This is a genomic window from Frankia sp. AgKG'84/4 (genome assembly GCF_023242965.2).
Taxonomy (GTDB): domain Bacteria; phylum Actinomycetota; class Actinomycetes; order Frankiales; family Frankiaceae; genus Frankia.
The window spans coordinates 1-16,538 of sequence record NZ_JALKFU020000003.1 but is presented as its reverse complement, the minus strand read 5'-3'; the positions used below and the strand labels follow the sequence as shown (position 1 = coordinate 16,538).

Below are 16,538 nucleotides of genomic sequence, written 5' to 3'. Positions count from 1 at the left end.
CTATTCGAAACGCGGCGGCTGACCCGTCGCCTCGAGGACGGACATCCAGAGGTCGCCGGCCGGGTCCACCTGGTTGCGTTGGCTGACCGCCAGCCCGATTGGAATATGGATGAAGCGGCGACGCCAGCGGCCCACGACCATCTCGGTTCGACCCGACATCGCGGCGTGCACGGCGGCATGCGCGAGACGAATGGTGTACACGCTGTCGTACGGGTTCGCCGGAACGCTTCGGATGAGATAGCTCGGATCGATGTACTTCAGGTTCAGCTCGATCGACTCGGCGTCGAAGTAATCCTTGATCCGGCGGGAGATCTCCTGACCGACGTCGTGCAGCTTGCGGTTACCGGAGGCGTCCGCGCCCTCCGGCTGGTCCGTGATGAGCTCCTGGCCGGCGCCTTCGGCGACCACGACCACGGCATGGCCACGTTCGAGTACCCGGCTGCGCAGGTAACTCAGCAGCCCGCCGTCACCCTCGAGCTTGAAGGGCAGCTCCGGAATGAGCACGACATCAGCGTTGCTTTTGGCAAGAGTCGCGTAACAGGCGATGAAGCCGGAGTGCCGACCCATGAGCCGGACAACTCCCAGGCCACCGGGCGCGGAGGTCGCCTCGGCGTGGGCGACGCGGATCGACTCCGCGGCCTTGCCGAACGCCGTCTGAAAACCAAAACTCTGATCGATATAGGGAATATCGTTGTCGATGGTCTTCGGAATCCCCACGACCGCGATCTTCTCGCCGCGCTCGGTGGCGACCCGGGAGATCTCCTTCGCGCCGCGAAGCGTGCCGTCCCCACCAATGACGAACAGAATGTTGATGTTCATCCGGGAGAGGCAGTCGACGATCTCGCCTGGATCCTGCTGGCCGCGAGAGCTGCCGAGGATGGTTCCGCCATCGTCGTCGATACTGGCGACACTCTCGGCGGTGAGATCGATCACGTCGTGCCCGTAGCGCGGAATGAACCCCTGGTAGCCGTTGCGGAAACCGACGATCCGCCGGACGCGATAGTGCGACGTCAGCTCCAGGACGAGACCGCGGATCACGTTGTTCAATCCCGGACAGAGGCCCCCGCATGTGACGATGCCGACCCGGGTTTTCGAGGGATCGAAGTAGATCTTCCGGCGCGGGCCGGCTGGTTCGAACCCAGGCAACTCGGCGAGGTCGACCCCGCGCTCCAAGATCATGGAAGCGGTGTCGTCGTAGAGGACCTTGTCCGCCTCGTCGATGTAATGCTGTGTCGTCGGCCGTTCACCCAACAACGGCAGAAGGGGTGAATCTATCCGGCATGGACCCAAGGTCTTGACCGATAGATCGGCATTATCCACCAGTAGTGGCGCACCCACCGTTGCCCGGCCCTCGTCTCGTTTGGCGCTTCGTCTCTTCGCTCCATACATACCCGGGCGAGCCCGCGGCAGGACGCCGTCGATCTTCCCAGTTCTTCCAGACCGAGACTACCGCCCCAAACCCACCGCGACGGTGGCATCGGCGGGCCAACCCGGTCACCAGGGGACGGAAACAATCACTTCATCCACTGGAAACCCGCGAAACCGCAGCCTCACCGCCTCCGAAACTTGGCTTCCGCGGACACCTCAGTGCCCGCGTCGGCAGGGAGACTGGCGGGCGGGCGCACTCGCCGTGCGCTCGGGACCCGGCCGCGACATCGTCTTCCCAGGTGGTGGCAGCTTTCCGCCGCAGCGGTTGCCAGCAGGGCGAGGCGCCGCTCCCCCGCCTGGTCCAGCTGCCCCGCCCGGCCTGTCCAGGGACGGCCACGCACCCTTGCCGTCCCTGGACAGGCCGGGCGGACATCACCAGGACATGTCAGGAAGATGTCATGAACGCTTCCGATCACGCGCGCGTTCCAGCCACGAGATCAGCGCCAGCAGCTCGCCGGCCCGCGCCGGCAGCGTCTGCGGACGGTTCTGCCGCGACCCATGCTCCGGCTCGTCCGCGGGCCCGGCTGGGCACCGCCACGGACAGGCGCAACGGTCGGACGGCCCACCCCGGTGGTCCGGTCGACCCGGCGAGGCACCGGCCACTCGCGTGTCCGACCGGCGCCCAACGGACCTGTCGCGGCGGATCACCAGATGCGAAGCTCGGACAGCGTGGAGATCGGGCGGGCGACCACACACCGCCGCTGAGGCGGCCGCGCCCACGCGGGGAGCGGGACGCGGCCATGGTCGGCACGGCGCGACGGCGGTCTCCGACGCGACGGCGAGCGCGTCAGGTGGCTGATCGTCGTGCCGTGCTCGGGCTCGCCGCGCCGCCGTGCCGTCAGGAGCCGCGCGGCAGTGGGGCACGGGGTACCCGGGCGCCTCAGTCCGCTGCGGTGTGACTGGCAGGCTCAGCCGCCGGCCGGTGGCGCACCGGGCCCGGCCGCGATCTCGTCGACAAGTCCCCAGGCCAGGGCCTGCTCGGCGCCGATGGGCTGGCCACTGAGGATCAGGTAGGTCGCGCGTTCGCGGCCGATTCGCCGCGGGAGGCTCGCGGTGCCGCCCGCACCAGGGACGAGGCCCATGGCCGTCTCCGGAAGCCGGAAGGTGGCGTCGGGCGCGGCCACGACCCGCCCGCAGAACGCGGGTAGCTCCGCCCCGGCGCCGATACACAGTCCGTGCACCCAGGCGGTCGCTGGCAGGCCCGTCGCCAGCAGGCTCAGCGGGATGCTGCGGGTCGTGCGCACGGCGTGCCCCTCGAAGGGTCCCGGGAGCGTACCGAACTCCACCAGGTCGCCGCCGCTGGAGAAGGACGGCCCGGCGCCGGCGAGGCGGATCTCCGTGACGTCGTCGTCGAGCCCGGCGAGCCGGAACGCACCTACCAACCCGTCCCGCACAGCGGTGTTCACCGCGTTGTGGACCGCAGGTCGGTTGAGAGTCACGACGAGCGTCGATCCTTCGCGTGCGAGGAGAACCGTGGGGGTGGATCGCACCGCGGGGGCCTCGCGCTCGCCGGGTCGAGGTCGCTGGACAGTGCCCGCGCGGGCCGGTGCGGCGTGACGGCGATCGGTGCCGCGGACCGGTCGCGCCGAGTGGCGCCGGCGGGCGAGCCACCGCGCGTGTTCCGGTCCCGCCTGCAGAGCCGAGTAGGCGAACGACTCGGCGACCACGGCGTCCCGGATGTCAAGGCCGTTGCTGCTACGAAGCAGCTGCACCAGCGCCGCCGCCGCGAACGGGTTCGCCGCGGCCGCGGCGAACAGCAGGTCGACGGTCGCCGTCACCGCTCCCGGCACGCTGACCCAGGGACGGGGCGCATGCGGCCTGCCGGTGAGCAGAATATCGAAGCCGGCCGTGGTGATCTCCCCGGGCGTTGCCTGCGGGTCGTCCGCGACGGCGACGCAGACGCAGGGCAGCCGCTGGACGAGCTCGCCGACGCGGGCGGCGTCGGCCGACGCCGCGTCGACGGCCAGCAGGGCGCGGCCGCTCAGCGGACCGAACGCCTCCGGGTCGGCCCGCAGCTCGGCGAGGACAGCCGCCGACGAAGAGATCATCTTTCTGGCCGCCGCGCGCTCAGGCCGGGTGGCCCGGGCGCATGTCCCGGACGTCCTGGAAGCCGAGCTGGTGGAACGGGCCGGCGGCGGCACCGTCGACCGGTTCGAGGACGAACGCCGTGTGATCGCCCACCTCACTGCGGACCCGGACCGGACCGGCGAACCACGCGCGCGCCTGTTGGAGGATCGGCAGGTGGAAGGGACCCTCCCACCAGGCGCACCGGGCGAACTTGTCGATCTCGTCGCCGGTCTGCTCGCCGAAGAGCGTCGCGAGCTCCTCAGCGGCGGTGTCGAGCAGGTGCACCGCGAGGTGATCGGCGTGGCGGGCGACGCGATGGGTGTGGTTGGCCCGCGAGATGCACACCAGGTAGCGCGGCGGCTCGATGCTGCACTGGGTGTGGAATCCGACGAGGCAACCGCTACGCTCCCCACCCTGCGCGACCGTCGTGACAACCGCCATCGGGTAGCTGATGGCGCTCACCGCGTCGTGAAAGGGGCTCTGTCCAGGCATCGTGTCCGAAGTTCCTCCGATCGGCCCGACCGGTCAACGGATTGCCACCGGCCACGCCGACGACGTCCGACGAGCAGGGCGTCGCACCACGCGCCCCGCCGGAGAGTGATGAAGATCAGCCGGTGGTGGCGGAGCGAGGCTTCGGACCGGTGGACCGCATGTTGACCAGCCGGCCGAGTAGCTCGAACCAGAACGGCGCCCCCGCGGTGAGGGCGAAGCACGCGATCGCGATACCCAGGATCTTCACCAGCCAACGGTCCGCTGACCGGGGCACCTCACGGGGATCGTCACGGTCCTCGGTGGCCCGGATCCAGCCGATCGGAAGGGCGAGGCCGGAGGCGCCCCGCACCGCTCGGATCGCCTCCTCCGTGGCATCCGAGGCCCGCGAGTTCGCCGCGTCGCCGGACTGCTGAGCGCCGGCGCCCGCCGATTCGGCACTCGCGGCCGCGGACTGGTCGAGTTCCGTGCGGCTGGCGGTCACCGCAGCCTGCCGCACCGTGCCGTCCTGCCACAGGGTACGGGCGATGCCGATCGCGTCGAGGTTGAACGCGGCGGACATAGCCAGGGCGTAACAGAGCAGGAACACGGCGACGCGCCGCTTGTACCAGCCGGACAGCCGGTCCATCGCCTCGTCGTACCACTTCGCCAACTCGGCGATGATCTTCTCTCGGTCCCCGCCCGTGCGGACCACCGCCGCCGTCAGCGCAGCCTTCGCCATCGAGGGCGGCATCGCGGCCAGCCCCTCCTCGAGCGTCCCGACCGCTGCGGAGCCGACCGCGGCGACCAGCGCCGCGGCGATCACACGGCCGGCGGCGTGATCCGCGGGGACCGCGTCGTACAGGGCCTCCGCGGTGGTCCCGTTCAGGGTTCGATTGGCCGCCTCGTAGGCCGTCTCGTATCTGGCGCGGTCGTCCGCGGGCGTCTGCTCGGACAGGGTCTGTGGGCGGAGCTGGGAGAGCATCGCGCGGGCCGGCGGATCCACGCGGTCGACCAGGGCTTGGGCGAACACGGTGGACGGAACATAGGAGGGCAGCCGAAGGCGACGGGCGCGGCGCACCGCGGACCATCCGCCGCGAGCCGGCGGATGGTCCGCCACGTTGGCGCTGGGGTCGTCGTCGCCCGCTGTGCGCAGTGCCCGCAGGGGCCCATCGAGGAGCTCCGCCGCCATGTCGGCACCGGTGTGGTCGTCCGCGCCTGGCCGCGGACCGCCAGCGGCCCGGCCTCCCAGTAGCCGGCGCAGCTCCGCCTCCAGCCGGCGGCCCCGATAGTTCAGCAGGCCGAGCACTGCCTCGTTGACGCGGGAGACCGCCAGGCTGAACGCGGCGAACAGCAGCGCGAGACCGATAAGAACGTCCAGCGCGGACGAGTCAGGCATTCACATCTCCCGAAAAGCGCTGTCCGGAACGGCTGCCGGAACCAGTGACCGCCGCCTACCAGTGCCATCGAGACGGACGGCGCATTTCTACACCAGGGACTCAATTCGGCACGCAGCGCCGTCTCGCGGCGCCGCGGAGAGCACAGCCGGTCACCTGAGTGGACACAGCGGACGAGGAGCCCCGGATCGGCCTCGCCACAGCGAGGCCACCGGCCCGGGACGACGGCCCGGGACGACGGCCCGGCACGACGGCCCGGGAGCACCCGAGCCGGTTCGCGGGTACACCGCTGCGTGAAGGTTCCGGCTCCGCCGCACGGAACATGCTGGTCAGCTGGCCCGCGGCCGCGCGACGACGGTGCTGGCACGACTGGTCCGCGGGTGCCCGTCGCCGTGTCCGACGCCAGGCACAGCGGCTCACCAGGGCCCCGGGGCTGGAGGATAGGAGCGTGGTGATGCGTCGCGTCGAGTCCTCCCTGACGGCGGCCCCGGAACCGATGCCCACGAGGATCGAGCCGATGCTCGCCATGCCGGCGCTCACCTCGCCGGACGGTCCGGACTGGGCCTACGAGGTGAAGTGGGACGGTGTGCGGCTGCTGGCGTTCGTCGAGGCGGGCCGGGCCCGGCTGCGCACCCGCGGTGGCCGGGACGTGACCCTGGTCTTTCCCGAACTCGCCGCCCTCGGCCCGGCACTCGAGGGAAGGCAGGTGATTCTCGACGGGGAGGTCGTCGCCTTCGGGCCGACGGGCCGTCCCGACTTCGAGCGCCTGAGCCATCGGGTGCAGATCGCCACCCCAGCACTCGCCCGCCGGGGCGCCGCGGCGATCCCGGTCCGCTATCTCGTGTTCGACCTGCTCTTCCTCGACGGGCACTCGGCTGTGGACCTGGCGTATGTCGACCGGCGTGTGCTGCTGGCGGACCTCGCCGGAAACGGCCCGCTGCGGTTGTCCGAGGAGCTGGCGGGTACGGGCCGCCAGGTCCTGGCCGCCACCGGCCAGGCGGGGCTGGAGGGCGTCGTCGCGAAGCGCCGCGGCTCCCGATACCAGCCGGGGCGCCGCTCGGCCGACTGGGTGAAGATTCGGCACACTCGCCGCCAGAGCGTTCTCATCGGCGGCTGGGAGCCGGGCGCCGGGCGCCGGGCGGACCGCATCGGCGCGCTGCTCGTCGGCACCGCCGCCCCGAGGGGTGCGCGCTACGCGGGCCAGGTCGGCTCCGGCCTCACCGAGGCGACCCTGGATCTGCTGGCCGGTGAGCTGGCGTTCCTGCGGCGGACGGACCCGCCTTTCCGCGATGTTCCCGCCGAGGTCGGCCGCACGGCGGTCTGGGTGGAGCCACGAATGATCGCCGACGTCGAGTTCGGCTCCTGGACCACCGAGGGACGGCTGCGGCACCCCATCTTCAAGGGCCTTCGACTCGACCTCTCACCCGCTGACACCCATCGCGATGAACAGGATTGACTTCCGAGGTTCGCGCCGGTGGGGCGGCGTGCGTCCCGGCGGGACGGGCCGGTCCCACCCGCTGGTGGGACCGGCCCGAACCCTCATCCGCCGGGTCGCGGCGGCATCCGCCGATGCTCAGCCGGTGGGTGGCTGATCGAACGGACCGCTCGGGCCGTACGCGGCCGCCTCGATGTAGATCATCGGGCGCCGGTCGGGATCCTGCAGCGGCCGCAGCGGTGACGTGGTGCCGCGGTGGCTCGCGCCCTGCTCCCACGCGGTGAACGCGGTCATGCCGGCCCAGACACTGACCACCAGGTGGTGGCGCGGATCGGCTGCGGATCGCTGCAGGGTGTTTCCCACCAGACCCACGGTGCCGACCAGCTTCGAGCTGATCGCGTGATAGGCCCGCTCGACGGCGCCTGGGTCCTCCGGCGGATCGATCGCCCAGATCATCACGCGGACTGCCGGTTCGGCGGCCACGCTCAACCGACCGCCGGCACCGGTGCGGCGGCTCCGACCAGGTGCGTCAGCACGCTGCCGGTGACCATGGAACCGCTGGCGCGCAGTGGGTGCAGGGCCTGGCGGTGCTTCAGGTGCCGCTCGCTGCGCTCGAACTCGCGGAACTGGGCCTCGTCGGCCCAGTCACTGACGATGTAGTAGGTGCTCGACTCCTCCTCCGAGCGGACCAGCCACTGGCCCAGGTTGGCGGGATGCGAGGTGACCACGTCGCCGATGTTCAGCCAGGTGCGTTCGAACTCGGCCTCGCGGCCCGGGTGGATCCGCATCGTCAGCATGATCCGGAAAGGCGGGGTCGCGGTCATCAGATTCCTCCGTCGACGGTGAAGGTGGCGCCGTTCACATAGGACGAGACGTCGCTGGCCAGGAACAGAACGACCGCGGCGACCTCGTCGGCCTCGCCGAGTCGGCCCAGCGGAATCCGGTTGGTGTACGCGGCCCGGGCCGCCTCGGGCATACCGGCAGCCTGATCGGTCTCGATGACCCCCGGGGACACCAGGTTGACCCGGATGCCCTTGGAGCCGAGTTCCTTCGACAGGGACCTGGTCAGTCCGATCAGGCCGGTCTTCGCGGCGGTGTAGTGCGCGCGCAGCGGCACGCCGACGAGCCCGGCGCCGGAACCGATGTTGACCACCGAGCCGGAGTCGCCGAGCAGCGCCAGGGCGCCCTGGGTGACCAGGTGGGTGGCGGTGAGGTTGGTGGCCAGCACCTGGGTCCAGGCCTCGATCGGCAGCTGGGCGTACGGGATGTGGCTGATGGTGCCGACACTGTTGATGACGATGTCGAGGCCGCCCAGGTGGGCACCGGTGGCCTCGATCAGCTCCGCGATCCGCGCCGGGTCGGCCACGTCCGCCTGTACGAGCAGGTGGTCGTTGCCGGTGGCCTTCAACTCGCGGCGCAGGCTCTCGGCCTCCTCGCTTTCCCGCTGGTGACCGACGACGACCGTGGCGCCGGCTCGGGCGAGTCCGAGCGTGACGGCTCGGCCGATGCCACGGGTACCACCAGTCACCAGGGCTCGTCGCCCGGCCAGGTCTGGGAACATCGCTGTCTCGTCTCCTGAGTCGTAAGAACGATGGGGTTTCGGACGTCGTGGGACCCGACGTCGACGGATCGGATGGGCCGGCGTCAGGGCAGGACGGGGTCCGCCGCGCGGTCTGCGCGCATCCGGTCAGCTCGGCTCGACGGCACGCAGCACCATGCTGCTGTTGAACCCGCCGTAGCCTCGGGCGTTGACCAGCGCGGTCCGCACCCGGGTCCGGCGCGGCTCGCGCACCAGGTCGAGGTCGTGGTCGGGGTGTGGGGTGTCCAGGTTGCCCACCGCGGGGATCACCCCGTCGCGGATCGCGAGCAGCGCCGTGGCCGCGGCGAGCGCCGAGCCGCCGGCGCACAGCCGGCCGATGAGTCCCTGGGGCGCGGTCACGGGCACCGGCCGGTCACCGAACACCGTGCGGATCGCCGCCGCCTCCTGCGCGTCGAGGTCGACGGAGCCCGCGCCGTCGGCGAAGACGACATCGATGTCGTCGGGTCGCAGGTCGGCGTCGGCGAGTGCTCGCCGCATGGCCGTCGCTAGCCAGCGTCCGTCCGGCGTGGGCCCGCGGTCGTCGCCGTCGTGCGTGGCGGCGTAACCCGCGATTTCCCCGTAGATCTGCGGCGCGCCCCGCGCGGCCGCCGCTTGCGGGTCCTCGACGAGCAGGCTCGCGCCGCCCTCCCCCGGCAGGTAGCCGTTCGCCCGCACGTCGAACGGCTTGTAGGCGTCGGCGGGTGACGCCGCGGTGCTCACCCGCCCGCTGGACAGATGGCAGGTCAGTGCGTAGGGCGTGAGACCCGCCTCGGCCGCGCCGGCGAGGACGGCGGACGTGCCGCGGCGGATGGCCCGTCTGGCCTGGGCGAGGCTGTCCAGGCCGCCGGCGGCGTCACTGACCAGGACACCGGAGGGCCCCTTGAGGCCGTGCCGGATGGAGGTCTGGCCGGTGGTCGCCGCGTAGAACCAGGCGATCGACTGGTAGACGCTCACGGCGGTACGGCCCCGGGTCCACAGTCGTTGCAGTTCCCGCTGCCCGAAGTCGTTGCCGCCCGAGCCGCTGCCGAACACGACCGCGGTCGCGTAGGGATCGTGGGCGGCCGGGTCGTAGCCGGCGTTGGCGAAGGCGAGCCTGGACGCGGCCATCCCGAACCAGGTCCACCGGTCGGTCTGTACGAGAAACCGCTTGTCGACGTGCTCCTCCGGCGTGAACCCGCCGACCTCACCGGCGAGGGTGGCGTCGTAGCGGGCCGGGTCGAAGCGGGTGATGGGCGCGACGCGCAGCTCGCCGCGCAGCGTCGAGGCCCAGTACTCCTCGACCCCGATGCCGCTGGGTGCGACGACCCCGAGACCGGTCACCACCGGCCGGGACGTTCGCGACCCCGGCTGGCGTGGCGCCGGCGTGGACAGGGGATGTTCCTCGGCGCGCGCGACCGAGGCCTGGGCGGTCGCGCTCACCGGTTCGGCGCGGTGAGGACGACGGCGGACTGGAACCCGCCGAACCCGCTGCCCACCGACAGGGCGACGTCAACGGCGTGGTCTCGGGCCACGTTCGGCACGTAGTCCAGATCGCAGTCCGGGTCCCGCGTCGTCCAGTTGGCCGTCGGCGGGACGACGTCGGTCTCGATACTCAGGGCGCAGGCGGCGATCTCCAGCGAACCGATCGCGCCGAGGGAGTGACCGATCATCGACTTGATCGAGCTGACCGGCACCTCGTAGGCCCGCGGGCCCAGAGCACACTTGAAGGCGGCCGTCTCGTGCCTGTCGTTCTGCTTGGTGCCGGATCCGTGGGCGTTGACGTAGTCGATGTCGTCGGGGTTGACCCGCGCGGCCGCCATCGCGATCCGGATCGCCTCGGCCATCTCGGCGCCGTCGGGCCGCAGACCGGTCATGTGGAACGCGTTGGACCGGGACGCATAACCGCCGACGTGGCAGTAGACATGCGCGCCGCGGGCGCGGGCCGCGGCGGCGTCCTCCAGGATGAGGACCGCCGCGCCCTCGCCCATGACGAAACCGTCCCGGCTGGCATCGAAAGGGCGGGAGGCGTGTTCGGGGTCGTCGTTGTGCTGCGTCGTCGCCCGGATCGCGTCGAAGCAGGCGACGGAGATCGGGGAGATCGGCGCGTCGGAGGCGCCGGCGATCACGATGTCGGCCTCGCCGTCGGCGATGAGCTGGGCGCCGTGCCCGACGGCGTCGATGCCGGAGGTGCAGCCGGTGGAGACCACCGCCGCCGGCCCGTGCGCGCCGAACCGGCCGGCGATCTCCGTGGCCAGGCAGCTCGGCACGAGCGCGTGGTAGAGGAACGAGCTGGCATAGCGGGGGTCGACCTCCCAGTGCCGGCCCGAGTCGGACACGACGACGTACTCGTTCTCCAGCCGGGTCGTCGCGCCGACGGCGCTGCCCATGCTCACGCCTACGACCGGGCCGGCGTCGTCGTCACCGAGCCCGCCGGTGCCGGCGGGCCGCAGGTCCAGGCCGCTGTCGTCCACCGCTTCCAGGGCCGCGGCCAGGGCCAGCTGCACGAACCGGTCGTTGCGGGCGATCTGCTGGGCGCTCAGGCCGCCCGCCGCCGGGTCGAAGTCGCATTCGGCGGCGACCTGGGAGCGGAACTGCGCCGGGTCGAAGAACGACAGCCGCCGCGTCGCGGTGCGGCCATCGGTGAGCAGCGTCCAGAACTCCTTGCGGTTGGTCCCGCCCGGGGCGACCACCCCGATGCCGGTGACCGCCACCTCCCGCGGCTGCCTCACCGCCGGGATCCGGGTGGCAGCGACTCGGCCCACGGGCCGGAGCGAATGATCGGCGTGTGCGCCGCGTCGGGGTTGAGGACCGCCTCGGTGTCGACATGGCCGAGATCGGGACGGGGTGCCAGCGGGCTGAGGTGGAACACGAGGAACGCCGTCTCGTCACCGGTGTTCGTGATGCGGTGGCGCATCCCGATCGGCACGCAGACGCCGTGCTCCGCGGGCAGAGCGTGGTCCTGTCCGTCGAGGCGGGCGGTCACGCCGCCGCGCACGCAGTACAGGAACTCCTCCGAGTAGGGATGCCAGTGCTCGGTGACGAACTCGCCTGGTTCCAGGGTGAGAGTGCCGAGGAAGCCGGACGTCGAGCCGACCGTCGCCGGCGACAGCAGCGTGCGGATGTCGCCGCCGCGGCGCCGGTTCGGGGCGACGTCGTGGATGCAGAGGACCTTCGGGGGCGCGATCGTTGGCGATGCCATCTGGGTCGGCCTCCTCAGACCTGTTCCGGCACGCGGGCGGCCGGCGCGTCGGCGAGCGACGTCTTCGAGCCGGCCGCGGCGGCCCGTTCGACCTTGTCCCGGATCACCGCCATCTCCCGGACGGTGTTGGTGTTGAGGCGATCGGTCATCTGCTCGTCGTTGAGCGGCGCCGTGGGCCGCAGGTGGAAGTCCTGCACCCAGCGCATCCGGGTGCCGGTGCCCTCCGTGGTGTAGGTCCAGTGAATGTGCATGTACTCGAACGGGCCGGTTTCGATGCGGTGGGCGCGCACCTGTCGGCCAACCGGGTCGAGGGTGCGCTCCGATACCCAGCTCCACGCGGTGCCGTTCTCATCCGGACGCATGGTCAGCCGGAACCTGAAGGTGTTTCCGGTCTTCTCGATGATCTCGATGGACGCGTACTCCGTGAACAGGTCCGGCCACGACTCCAGGTCGTTGGTCATGGTCCAGACGGTGTCGATGTCGGCGTTGACGAGGATTGAGTTGTCGGTGTGCCCACTCACAGCTACTCCGCAGTTAGGAAAGGGAATCTGGGACGGATGCTCGGTACGGCTACGCGGGTGTTTCGGCGCGCTAGGTGCAGTACAGAACTTCAGTGGCTCAGAGTTTCTCCTCAGACCGGCTCGCGTGTTCCGATGGACGCGTTGATAGTGTCGAGGATCTCAGCGAGCGGCTGCCCGGGAATCATCTCGGCGGGCAGGTCAACGCCGAAGGTGTCGGCAACCTCGGCGGACAGGTGCAGGTAGGCCAGCGAGTCGAGGCCGATGTCGGTCAGGCTCACCGCCAAGGTGTCCGGGCGGTCCGCCTGCGGTAGCCCGACCTGGTCGACGAGGAAGTCGAGAAGTTCGTCGGCCGTCCATCCCTGGGGCACGAAACGCTCCTTTTTTTGATCATCCCGGTGTTTCTGGGCATGACTGTTGACGGAATGGGGCGATTTTTCTCACGGCATGACCGGCCGCGCCGGCCAGAATCGATAATCGCGGCGGAACACGCGGCGAACGTCCTGACAACCGCCAGGCACGTCCCTGCCGCAGGCCACTCCACACACGGACTGCGTGCGGTCGGCGGCGGTCCGTCCAATTTTGGAAAGGTCAGTCGGCCGACCAGTGGTAAAAGCTCCGCGCCATCGCGTCGGCCGGGCCGCGCCAGGTGGCCGGGTCGTAGGCGGTGATGAAGTGGTCCAGCTTGCGGTTTACCTCGACGAACAGGGGATGTTCCCGCACGTTCGCGACGGCCGGCGCGACGTCCGCCGCCGCGTCGATGAGGTGGAAATACAGTCCGTGAAAGGAGAAAAGCTCACGTCGGGTGACACCGACAATCGTGGGAAGCTCGCCCGCGTCGGACTCCGCGAACGTCGCCGCGACGCCGTCGGCGTCGGCGGGGTCCATTCTTGCCACGATCAGGGTTCGATGGGTGTGTTTTCCGGGTGTGGTGGCGGCCGAGGTTTGCGGTCCGGCGGCTGCGGGCACGACATGCTCCTTGGCGGTGCTGGGCCAGGATCCTTCGGGCACGGGCTCGTTTCGGCTGCGGCGACGGAACAAGGACGCGCGGCGAGGGCAGCGCCGCGGGGTCTGCGCGGCGCTGGAATCTGGCAGTGCGGCACGACGGTCTGGCGACTTGGTGGTCTCAACGGCGGGACGGGCGTGCGTCGGCGTCGTTGCCGGGGATCACACGTAGCACATGGTCGGCTGGACGGAACGGGCTCGCGGGCGCGCCGGTGTCGCGACTGCCGGCAGTGCTTCGCGACCACCCGTTCGAGGTGGTCTCTGCTGGGCTCATCGAGAGCATGCGGCCAGATACTGCCGGCGTCCCGGGAACCGCTTGGCAACAAACTGCCCCGGCAATCAGGTGCCAACCAGCACGCACGCGGAGCACAACACGGCGAAAACGCGGCCGGCCGATCTCGGCCCCGGTCCGGGCGTGCCCGTGCACGCCCGGACTCGATCAGGCGTCAGCCCGTGCCGACGAGGTCAGAGCCAGCCGCGGCGGGTGGCCAGGGTGCCGGCCTGAAACCGGCTGCGGGCGTCGAGGCGCGTCATCAGATCCGCGATCATGCGCCGGACGGTGCGCACGGACACGCCGAGGTGACGGGCGGCCGCCTCGTCCTTGACGCCAAGGCTGAGCAGCCGCAGCAGCAGCCGTTCGGCGTCGGAGGGATGGTCCGCGGCCGGCGCGGCTGGCACGTCGGCCAGTTCGCCGGCGATCGGCTCGGCGATCTCCCAGACCTGCTCGAAGAGGGTTCGCAGGACGGAGGCGAGTTCGGGCGTCCGCACCAGCAGAGCGTGGCTGGTGCCCAGGCCGCGACCGCCGCCCCGGCCTGGGGCGGCACCGAGGGCGGGGCCGATGAGCGCGACCCGGCCGTCGACCGTGGTCGCCTCCAGCCTCGGGTCGTCCAAGAGGCGGGCGTCCATCCCGTGCGCGGCAACGGTGCGCAGGTAGCCGACGCCGTTCTCGTCCTGACGGGTGGCGCGCGGCAGTACGCTGCGCATCACGACACCGCGCCGCAGTGCGCGCAGCTCGACGGGCATGACGTCGTTGGACAGCGTCGACGTCGATCGACGCCGGATGCGCAGAGTGAGTACTTCGCGCTCTGCTCGACCGACGATCGCCAACAGCTCCGCCCGGGCGTGGTCGACGCTGTCGATGCGCTGCACCTCGACGCCGTCCGGATCCGGTCGGCTCGCCAGATAGTCGGAGACGAAGCCGCTGACCTGTGCGCGCGCCCGCACGAGCCGCTCATGGCGACGAATGAGCTGTTCATGCTGGGCCTGGAGCAGATGGTCCAGGCCGGCCTCGGGGTGCACCGCGACGAAATGGCCGGGCCGTTCCCGCGAGGCGAGCAGCAGTCCCAATTCCAGGAGACGATCACGGGCCGGGCCGACGTCGCGCGGCGTCTCACCGAGAAGCTCCGCGACGTCGGTCACGCTCAGCGAACCGTGGCGCAGCCAGAGCCGGTAGGCCGACGACACGACGCCGTCCAGGCCAAGAAGATCAAGCACCGTGCCCTTCCCCGGAGCTGGCTCGTGGGTCTCCCGGCGGGGCCCGGCCGGCCAGCTGGTCCCCACCACGGGATGTGTGGTCGTACCGGTCGCCCCCCGGCCGTCGGCGGGGGCGCTCACCCGGACCGTTGGGGCAGCGCCGGCTGGCCCGCCTGCTCGGCGGAGACCATGTCGAGGGCGTGGCGGACCAGTGCGACCAGTGCCTGGCGCACCGACTCGCGCTGGCGGGCGTCGCAGAACACCAACGGCCGGCGGGGGTCGAGGTCGAGCGCCGCCCGGACGTCCTCGCCGCGGTACTCCCGGGAACCGTCGAACCGGTTCAGCGCGACGAGGAACGGGATGTCCCGCTCCTCGAAGTAGTCAATGGCGGGGAACGAGTCCGCCAGCCGGCGGGTGTCGACCAGCACGACCGCACCGATCGCGCCGAGGACCAGCTCGTCCCACATGAACCAGAACCGGTCCTGACCCGGCGTGCCGAACAGGTAGAGGATCACACTGTCGACGAGGGTGATGCGTCCGAAGTCCATCGCGACGGTGGTCGTGGTCTTCGAAGTGACCGAGCTGGTGTCGTCGATCCCGATGCTCGCCGACGTCATCGCGGCCTCCGTCGTCAGGGGCGGGATCTCGCTGACCGCCCCGACGAACGTCGTCTTCCCGACTCCGAACCCACCGGCAATAATGATCTTTACCGGGTGCAGTGACGTCGTTGTCTCCTGCGGGCGCGTTCTAGAGGGCCTGTAGTCCATCGAGCACCTTTTCGATGAGGGCTGCGGAAGGGCGGTCCGATGAGCGGGACGGACGGGTCACGGCGACCAGGCCGGCGTCGAGCATGTCGCCGACGAGGACGCGCACGACCCCGAGCGGAAGGTCCAGCCGCGCGGAGATCTCCACGATCGACTGCATCCGATGGCACAGCAGCGAGATCGCCCGCTGCTCCGCCTCCAACGTCGCGGTCATGAGCCGCCCGTTGGGTGTGGTCATCACGAGGGCGACCAGTTCCAGCGCCCGGTTGGTCGGCCGGGTGCGGCCCCCGGTCACGGCGTAGGGGCGGACGACCGGACCCGCCTCTTCGTCGAACCATTCCTCGTCGTACGACATGCCGGTCCTCCTGCCTGGAGAGTTCTTTGCGGTCCGGTCGGCGCGGGCAGGGGGTCGACCGGCGGGCCAGAATCGCGGCCGCGCCCCCTGCCGGCCGTGGTGGTTCGGGTCGCTACAGCGGAAGCGCGGACTGCATCTGCGCCCGCAGTTCCGGGGTGAGGAACTCGCCGACCCGCGTCACGAGCAGGGCCATCTCATAGGCGATGAGACCGATGTCCGCGCCGGGGCTGGACAGGATCGCCAGACAGGAGCCGTCGCCGACGGCCGTGACGAACAGGAAGCCCTCGTCCATCTCGACGATCGTCTGCCGGACGCTGCCACCACCGAAGAACCGGCCGGCCCCCCGCGCGAGCGAGTTGAAGCCGGAGGCGACCGCCGCGAGCTGGTCGGCCGTCGTGCGGTCCATCCCGTACGACGTCGCGAGAAGCAGGCCGTCCGAGGACAGAGCAATCACGTAGGTGACTTCCGGCACCTTCTTGACGAGGTTGTTGAGCAACCAGGACATGTTCTCGGACGGTCCCAGCGGGCGCATCTCAGGTCACCTTTCCTACGTCATCGCCGTCGTTGGAGTCCTGGCCGTCCGCCAGGCCGCGACCAAAGTTGCTCTGGAAGGACGACATCATCGTGCGGATCTCTTCCGGGCTGCGCTGCGCGGCGAGCGGGGCCGGGCGCTCGGCGGCGCCGTCGCGGCGAAGCTGGGGGGCGAGGCTGGCACGCCGGGTCCGCTTCGGCAGGCCGAGGTCGGTCCGCTCCACGGCGGTCGGGCCGTCGCCGACCGCCTCCCCACCTTCGCGCCCGCGCCCAGCCGGCCGGTGCATCGGGACGATCTCGTCGCCTGGGCCGGGGACACCGGGACCCGCGGGACTCCCGC

18 protein-coding genes and 1 pseudogene are annotated in these 16,538 nt (G+C 70.9%); 1 reads left to right on the top strand and 18 read right to left on the bottom strand.

Features of this window, described 5'->3' with window-relative positions; translation table 11 throughout:
• The 4 genes from MXD58_RS00610 to MXD58_RS00595 form a co-directional block, all read right to left on the bottom strand.
• On the bottom strand, positions 1–1,338 hold the full coding sequence (locus MXD58_RS00610) for an ATP-dependent 6-phosphofructokinase (RefSeq protein ID WP_248837802.1): 1,338 nt from the start codon (positions 1,336–1,338) through the stop codon (positions 1–3).
• Positions 1,339–2,336: 998 nt separating this feature from the next.
• On the bottom strand, positions 2,337–3,476 hold the full coding sequence (locus MXD58_RS00605; protein WP_248837803.1) for an enoyl-CoA hydratase/isomerase family protein: 1,140 nt from the start codon (positions 3,474–3,476) through the stop codon (positions 2,337–2,339).
• Positions 3,477–3,495: 19 nt separating this feature from the next.
• On the bottom strand, positions 3,496–3,987 hold the full coding sequence (locus tag MXD58_RS00600; RefSeq protein WP_248837804.1) for a flavin reductase family protein: 492 nt from the start codon (positions 3,985–3,987) through the stop codon (positions 3,496–3,498).
• 115 nt (positions 3,988–4,102) lie between these two features.
• Complete coding sequence (locus MXD58_RS00595) at positions 4,103–5,362, bottom strand: hypothetical protein (RefSeq protein WP_248837805.1); 1,260 nt, start codon at positions 5,360–5,362, stop codon at positions 4,103–4,105.
• A gap of 452 nt (positions 5,363–5,814) precedes the next feature.
• Here MXD58_RS00595 and ligD point away from each other — a divergent pair, with 452 nt between their 5' ends.
• On the top strand, positions 5,815–6,816 hold the full coding sequence (gene ligD / locus MXD58_RS00590) for a non-homologous end-joining DNA ligase (protein WP_248837806.1): 1,002 nt from the start codon (positions 5,815–5,817) through the stop codon (positions 6,814–6,816).
• A 117-nt stretch (positions 6,817–6,933) separates the two neighbouring features.
• Here ligD and MXD58_RS00585 read toward each other — a convergent pair whose 3' ends face one another.
• From MXD58_RS00585 to MXD58_RS00520, 14 genes and pseudogenes are all read right to left on the bottom strand, one after another.
• Positions 6,934–7,278 (bottom strand): antibiotic biosynthesis monooxygenase family protein, encoded by a 345-nt coding sequence (locus tag MXD58_RS00585; protein WP_374615428.1) that lies wholly within the window; start codon positions 7,276–7,278, stop codon positions 6,934–6,936.
• A gap of 2 nt (positions 7,279–7,280) precedes the next feature.
• Positions 7,281–7,619 carry an antibiotic biosynthesis monooxygenase family protein gene (locus tag MXD58_RS00580; RefSeq protein ID WP_248837808.1) on the bottom strand — a complete coding sequence of 113 codons (339 nt, stop codon included), beginning with the start codon at positions 7,617–7,619 and terminating at the stop codon, positions 7,281–7,283.
• Positions 7,619–8,356: an SDR family NAD(P)-dependent oxidoreductase gene (locus MXD58_RS00575; RefSeq protein ID WP_248837809.1), complete on the bottom strand. Its 738-nt coding sequence runs from the start codon at positions 8,354–8,356 to the stop codon at positions 7,619–7,621. Before MXD58_RS00575 ends, MXD58_RS00580 begins: the two co-directional genes overlap by 1 nt.
• A gap of 126 nt (positions 8,357–8,482) precedes the next feature.
• Positions 8,483–9,745 carry a beta-ketoacyl synthase N-terminal-like domain-containing protein gene (locus MXD58_RS00570; protein WP_248837871.1) on the bottom strand — a complete coding sequence of 421 codons (1,263 nt, stop codon included), beginning with the start codon at positions 9,743–9,745 and terminating at the stop codon, positions 8,483–8,485.
• A gap of 44 nt (positions 9,746–9,789) precedes the next feature.
• Positions 9,790–11,082, bottom strand: coding sequence for a beta-ketoacyl-[acyl-carrier-protein] synthase family protein (locus MXD58_RS00565; RefSeq protein ID WP_248837810.1), 1,293 nt, complete (start codon positions 11,080–11,082; stop codon positions 9,790–9,792).
• Positions 11,079–11,552 (bottom strand): cupin domain-containing protein, encoded by a 474-nt coding sequence (locus MXD58_RS00560; protein WP_248837811.1) that lies wholly within the window; start codon positions 11,550–11,552, stop codon positions 11,079–11,081. Before MXD58_RS00560 ends, MXD58_RS00565 begins: the two co-directional genes overlap by 4 nt.
• A 14-nt stretch (positions 11,553–11,566) precedes the next feature.
• Positions 11,567–12,073, bottom strand: coding sequence for an SRPBCC family protein (locus MXD58_RS00555; RefSeq protein WP_248837812.1), 507 nt, complete (start codon positions 12,071–12,073; stop codon positions 11,567–11,569).
• A gap of 110 nt (positions 12,074–12,183) precedes the next feature.
• Positions 12,184–12,441: an acyl carrier protein gene (locus MXD58_RS00550; protein WP_248837813.1), complete on the bottom strand. Its 258-nt coding sequence runs from the start codon at positions 12,439–12,441 to the stop codon at positions 12,184–12,186.
• Positions 12,442–12,661: 220 nt separating this feature from the next.
• Positions 12,662–12,973 carry a TcmI family type II polyketide cyclase gene (locus tag MXD58_RS00545; RefSeq protein WP_284677684.1) on the bottom strand — a complete coding sequence of 104 codons (312 nt, stop codon included), beginning with the start codon at positions 12,971–12,973 and terminating at the stop codon, positions 12,662–12,664.
• A 567-nt stretch (positions 12,974–13,540) separates the two neighbouring features.
• Entirely contained in the window at positions 13,541–14,689 is a 1,149-nt protein-coding gene (locus MXD58_RS00540; RefSeq protein WP_250608968.1) for a LuxR C-terminal-related transcriptional regulator, read from the bottom strand.
• On the bottom strand, positions 14,686–15,315 hold the full coding sequence (locus MXD58_RS00535; RefSeq protein ID WP_248837816.1) for a GTP-binding protein: 630 nt from the start codon (positions 15,313–15,315) through the stop codon (positions 14,686–14,688). Before MXD58_RS00535 ends, MXD58_RS00540 begins: the two co-directional genes overlap by 4 nt.
• Positions 15,296–15,667 carry a DUF742 domain-containing protein gene (locus MXD58_RS00530; protein WP_248837817.1) on the bottom strand — a complete coding sequence of 124 codons (372 nt, stop codon included), beginning with the start codon at positions 15,665–15,667 and terminating at the stop codon, positions 15,296–15,298. Before MXD58_RS00530 ends, MXD58_RS00535 begins: the two co-directional genes overlap by 20 nt.
• 112 nt (positions 15,668–15,779) lie before the next feature.
• A complete protein-coding gene (locus MXD58_RS00525) occupies positions 15,780–16,199 on the bottom strand; it encodes a roadblock/LC7 domain-containing protein (RefSeq protein WP_248819631.1) in 420 nt (139 codons plus the stop codon).
• Position 16,200: 1 nt separating this feature from the next.
• A pseudogene (locus MXD58_RS00520) lies at positions 16,201–16,538 on the bottom strand (sensor histidine kinase); the annotation flags it as partial.

What these genes read in the sequence shown, in the direction of transcription:
- MXD58_RS00605 (WP_248837803.1), bottom strand. Translation starts at nt 3,476, where the DNA reads ATGATCTCTTCGTCGGCGGCTGTCCTCGCCGAGCTGCGGGCCGACCCG.
- MXD58_RS00600 (WP_248837804.1), bottom strand. Translation starts at nt 3,987, where the DNA reads ATGCCTGGACAGAGCCCCTTTCACGACGCGGTGAGCGCCATCAGCTAC.
- MXD58_RS00595 (WP_248837805.1), bottom strand. Translation starts at nt 5,362, where the DNA reads ATGCCTGACTCGTCCGCGCTGGACGTTCTTATCGGTCTCGCGCTGCTG.
- ligD (WP_248837806.1), top strand. Translation starts at nt 5,815, where the DNA reads ATGCGTCGCGTCGAGTCCTCCCTGACGGCGGCCCCGGAACCGATGCCC.
- MXD58_RS00580 (WP_248837808.1), bottom strand. Translation starts at nt 7,619, where the DNA reads ATGACCGCGACCCCGCCTTTCCGGATCATGCTGACGATGCGGATCCAC.
- MXD58_RS00575 (WP_248837809.1), bottom strand. Translation starts at nt 8,356, where the DNA reads ATGTTCCCAGACCTGGCCGGGCGACGAGCCCTGGTGACTGGTGGTACC.
- MXD58_RS00560 (WP_248837811.1), bottom strand. Translation starts at nt 11,552, where the DNA reads ATGGCATCGCCAACGATCGCGCCCCCGAAGGTCCTCTGCATCCACGAC.
- MXD58_RS00535 (WP_248837816.1), bottom strand. Translation starts at nt 15,315, where the DNA reads ATGGACTACAGGCCCTCTAGAACGCGCCCGCAGGAGACAACGACGTCA.
- MXD58_RS00530 (WP_248837817.1), bottom strand. Translation starts at nt 15,667, where the DNA reads ATGTCGTACGACGAGGAATGGTTCGACGAAGAGGCGGGTCCGGTCGTC.
- MXD58_RS00525 (WP_248819631.1), bottom strand. Translation starts at nt 16,199, where the DNA reads ATGCGCCCGCTGGGACCGTCCGAGAACATGTCCTGGTTGCTCAACAAC.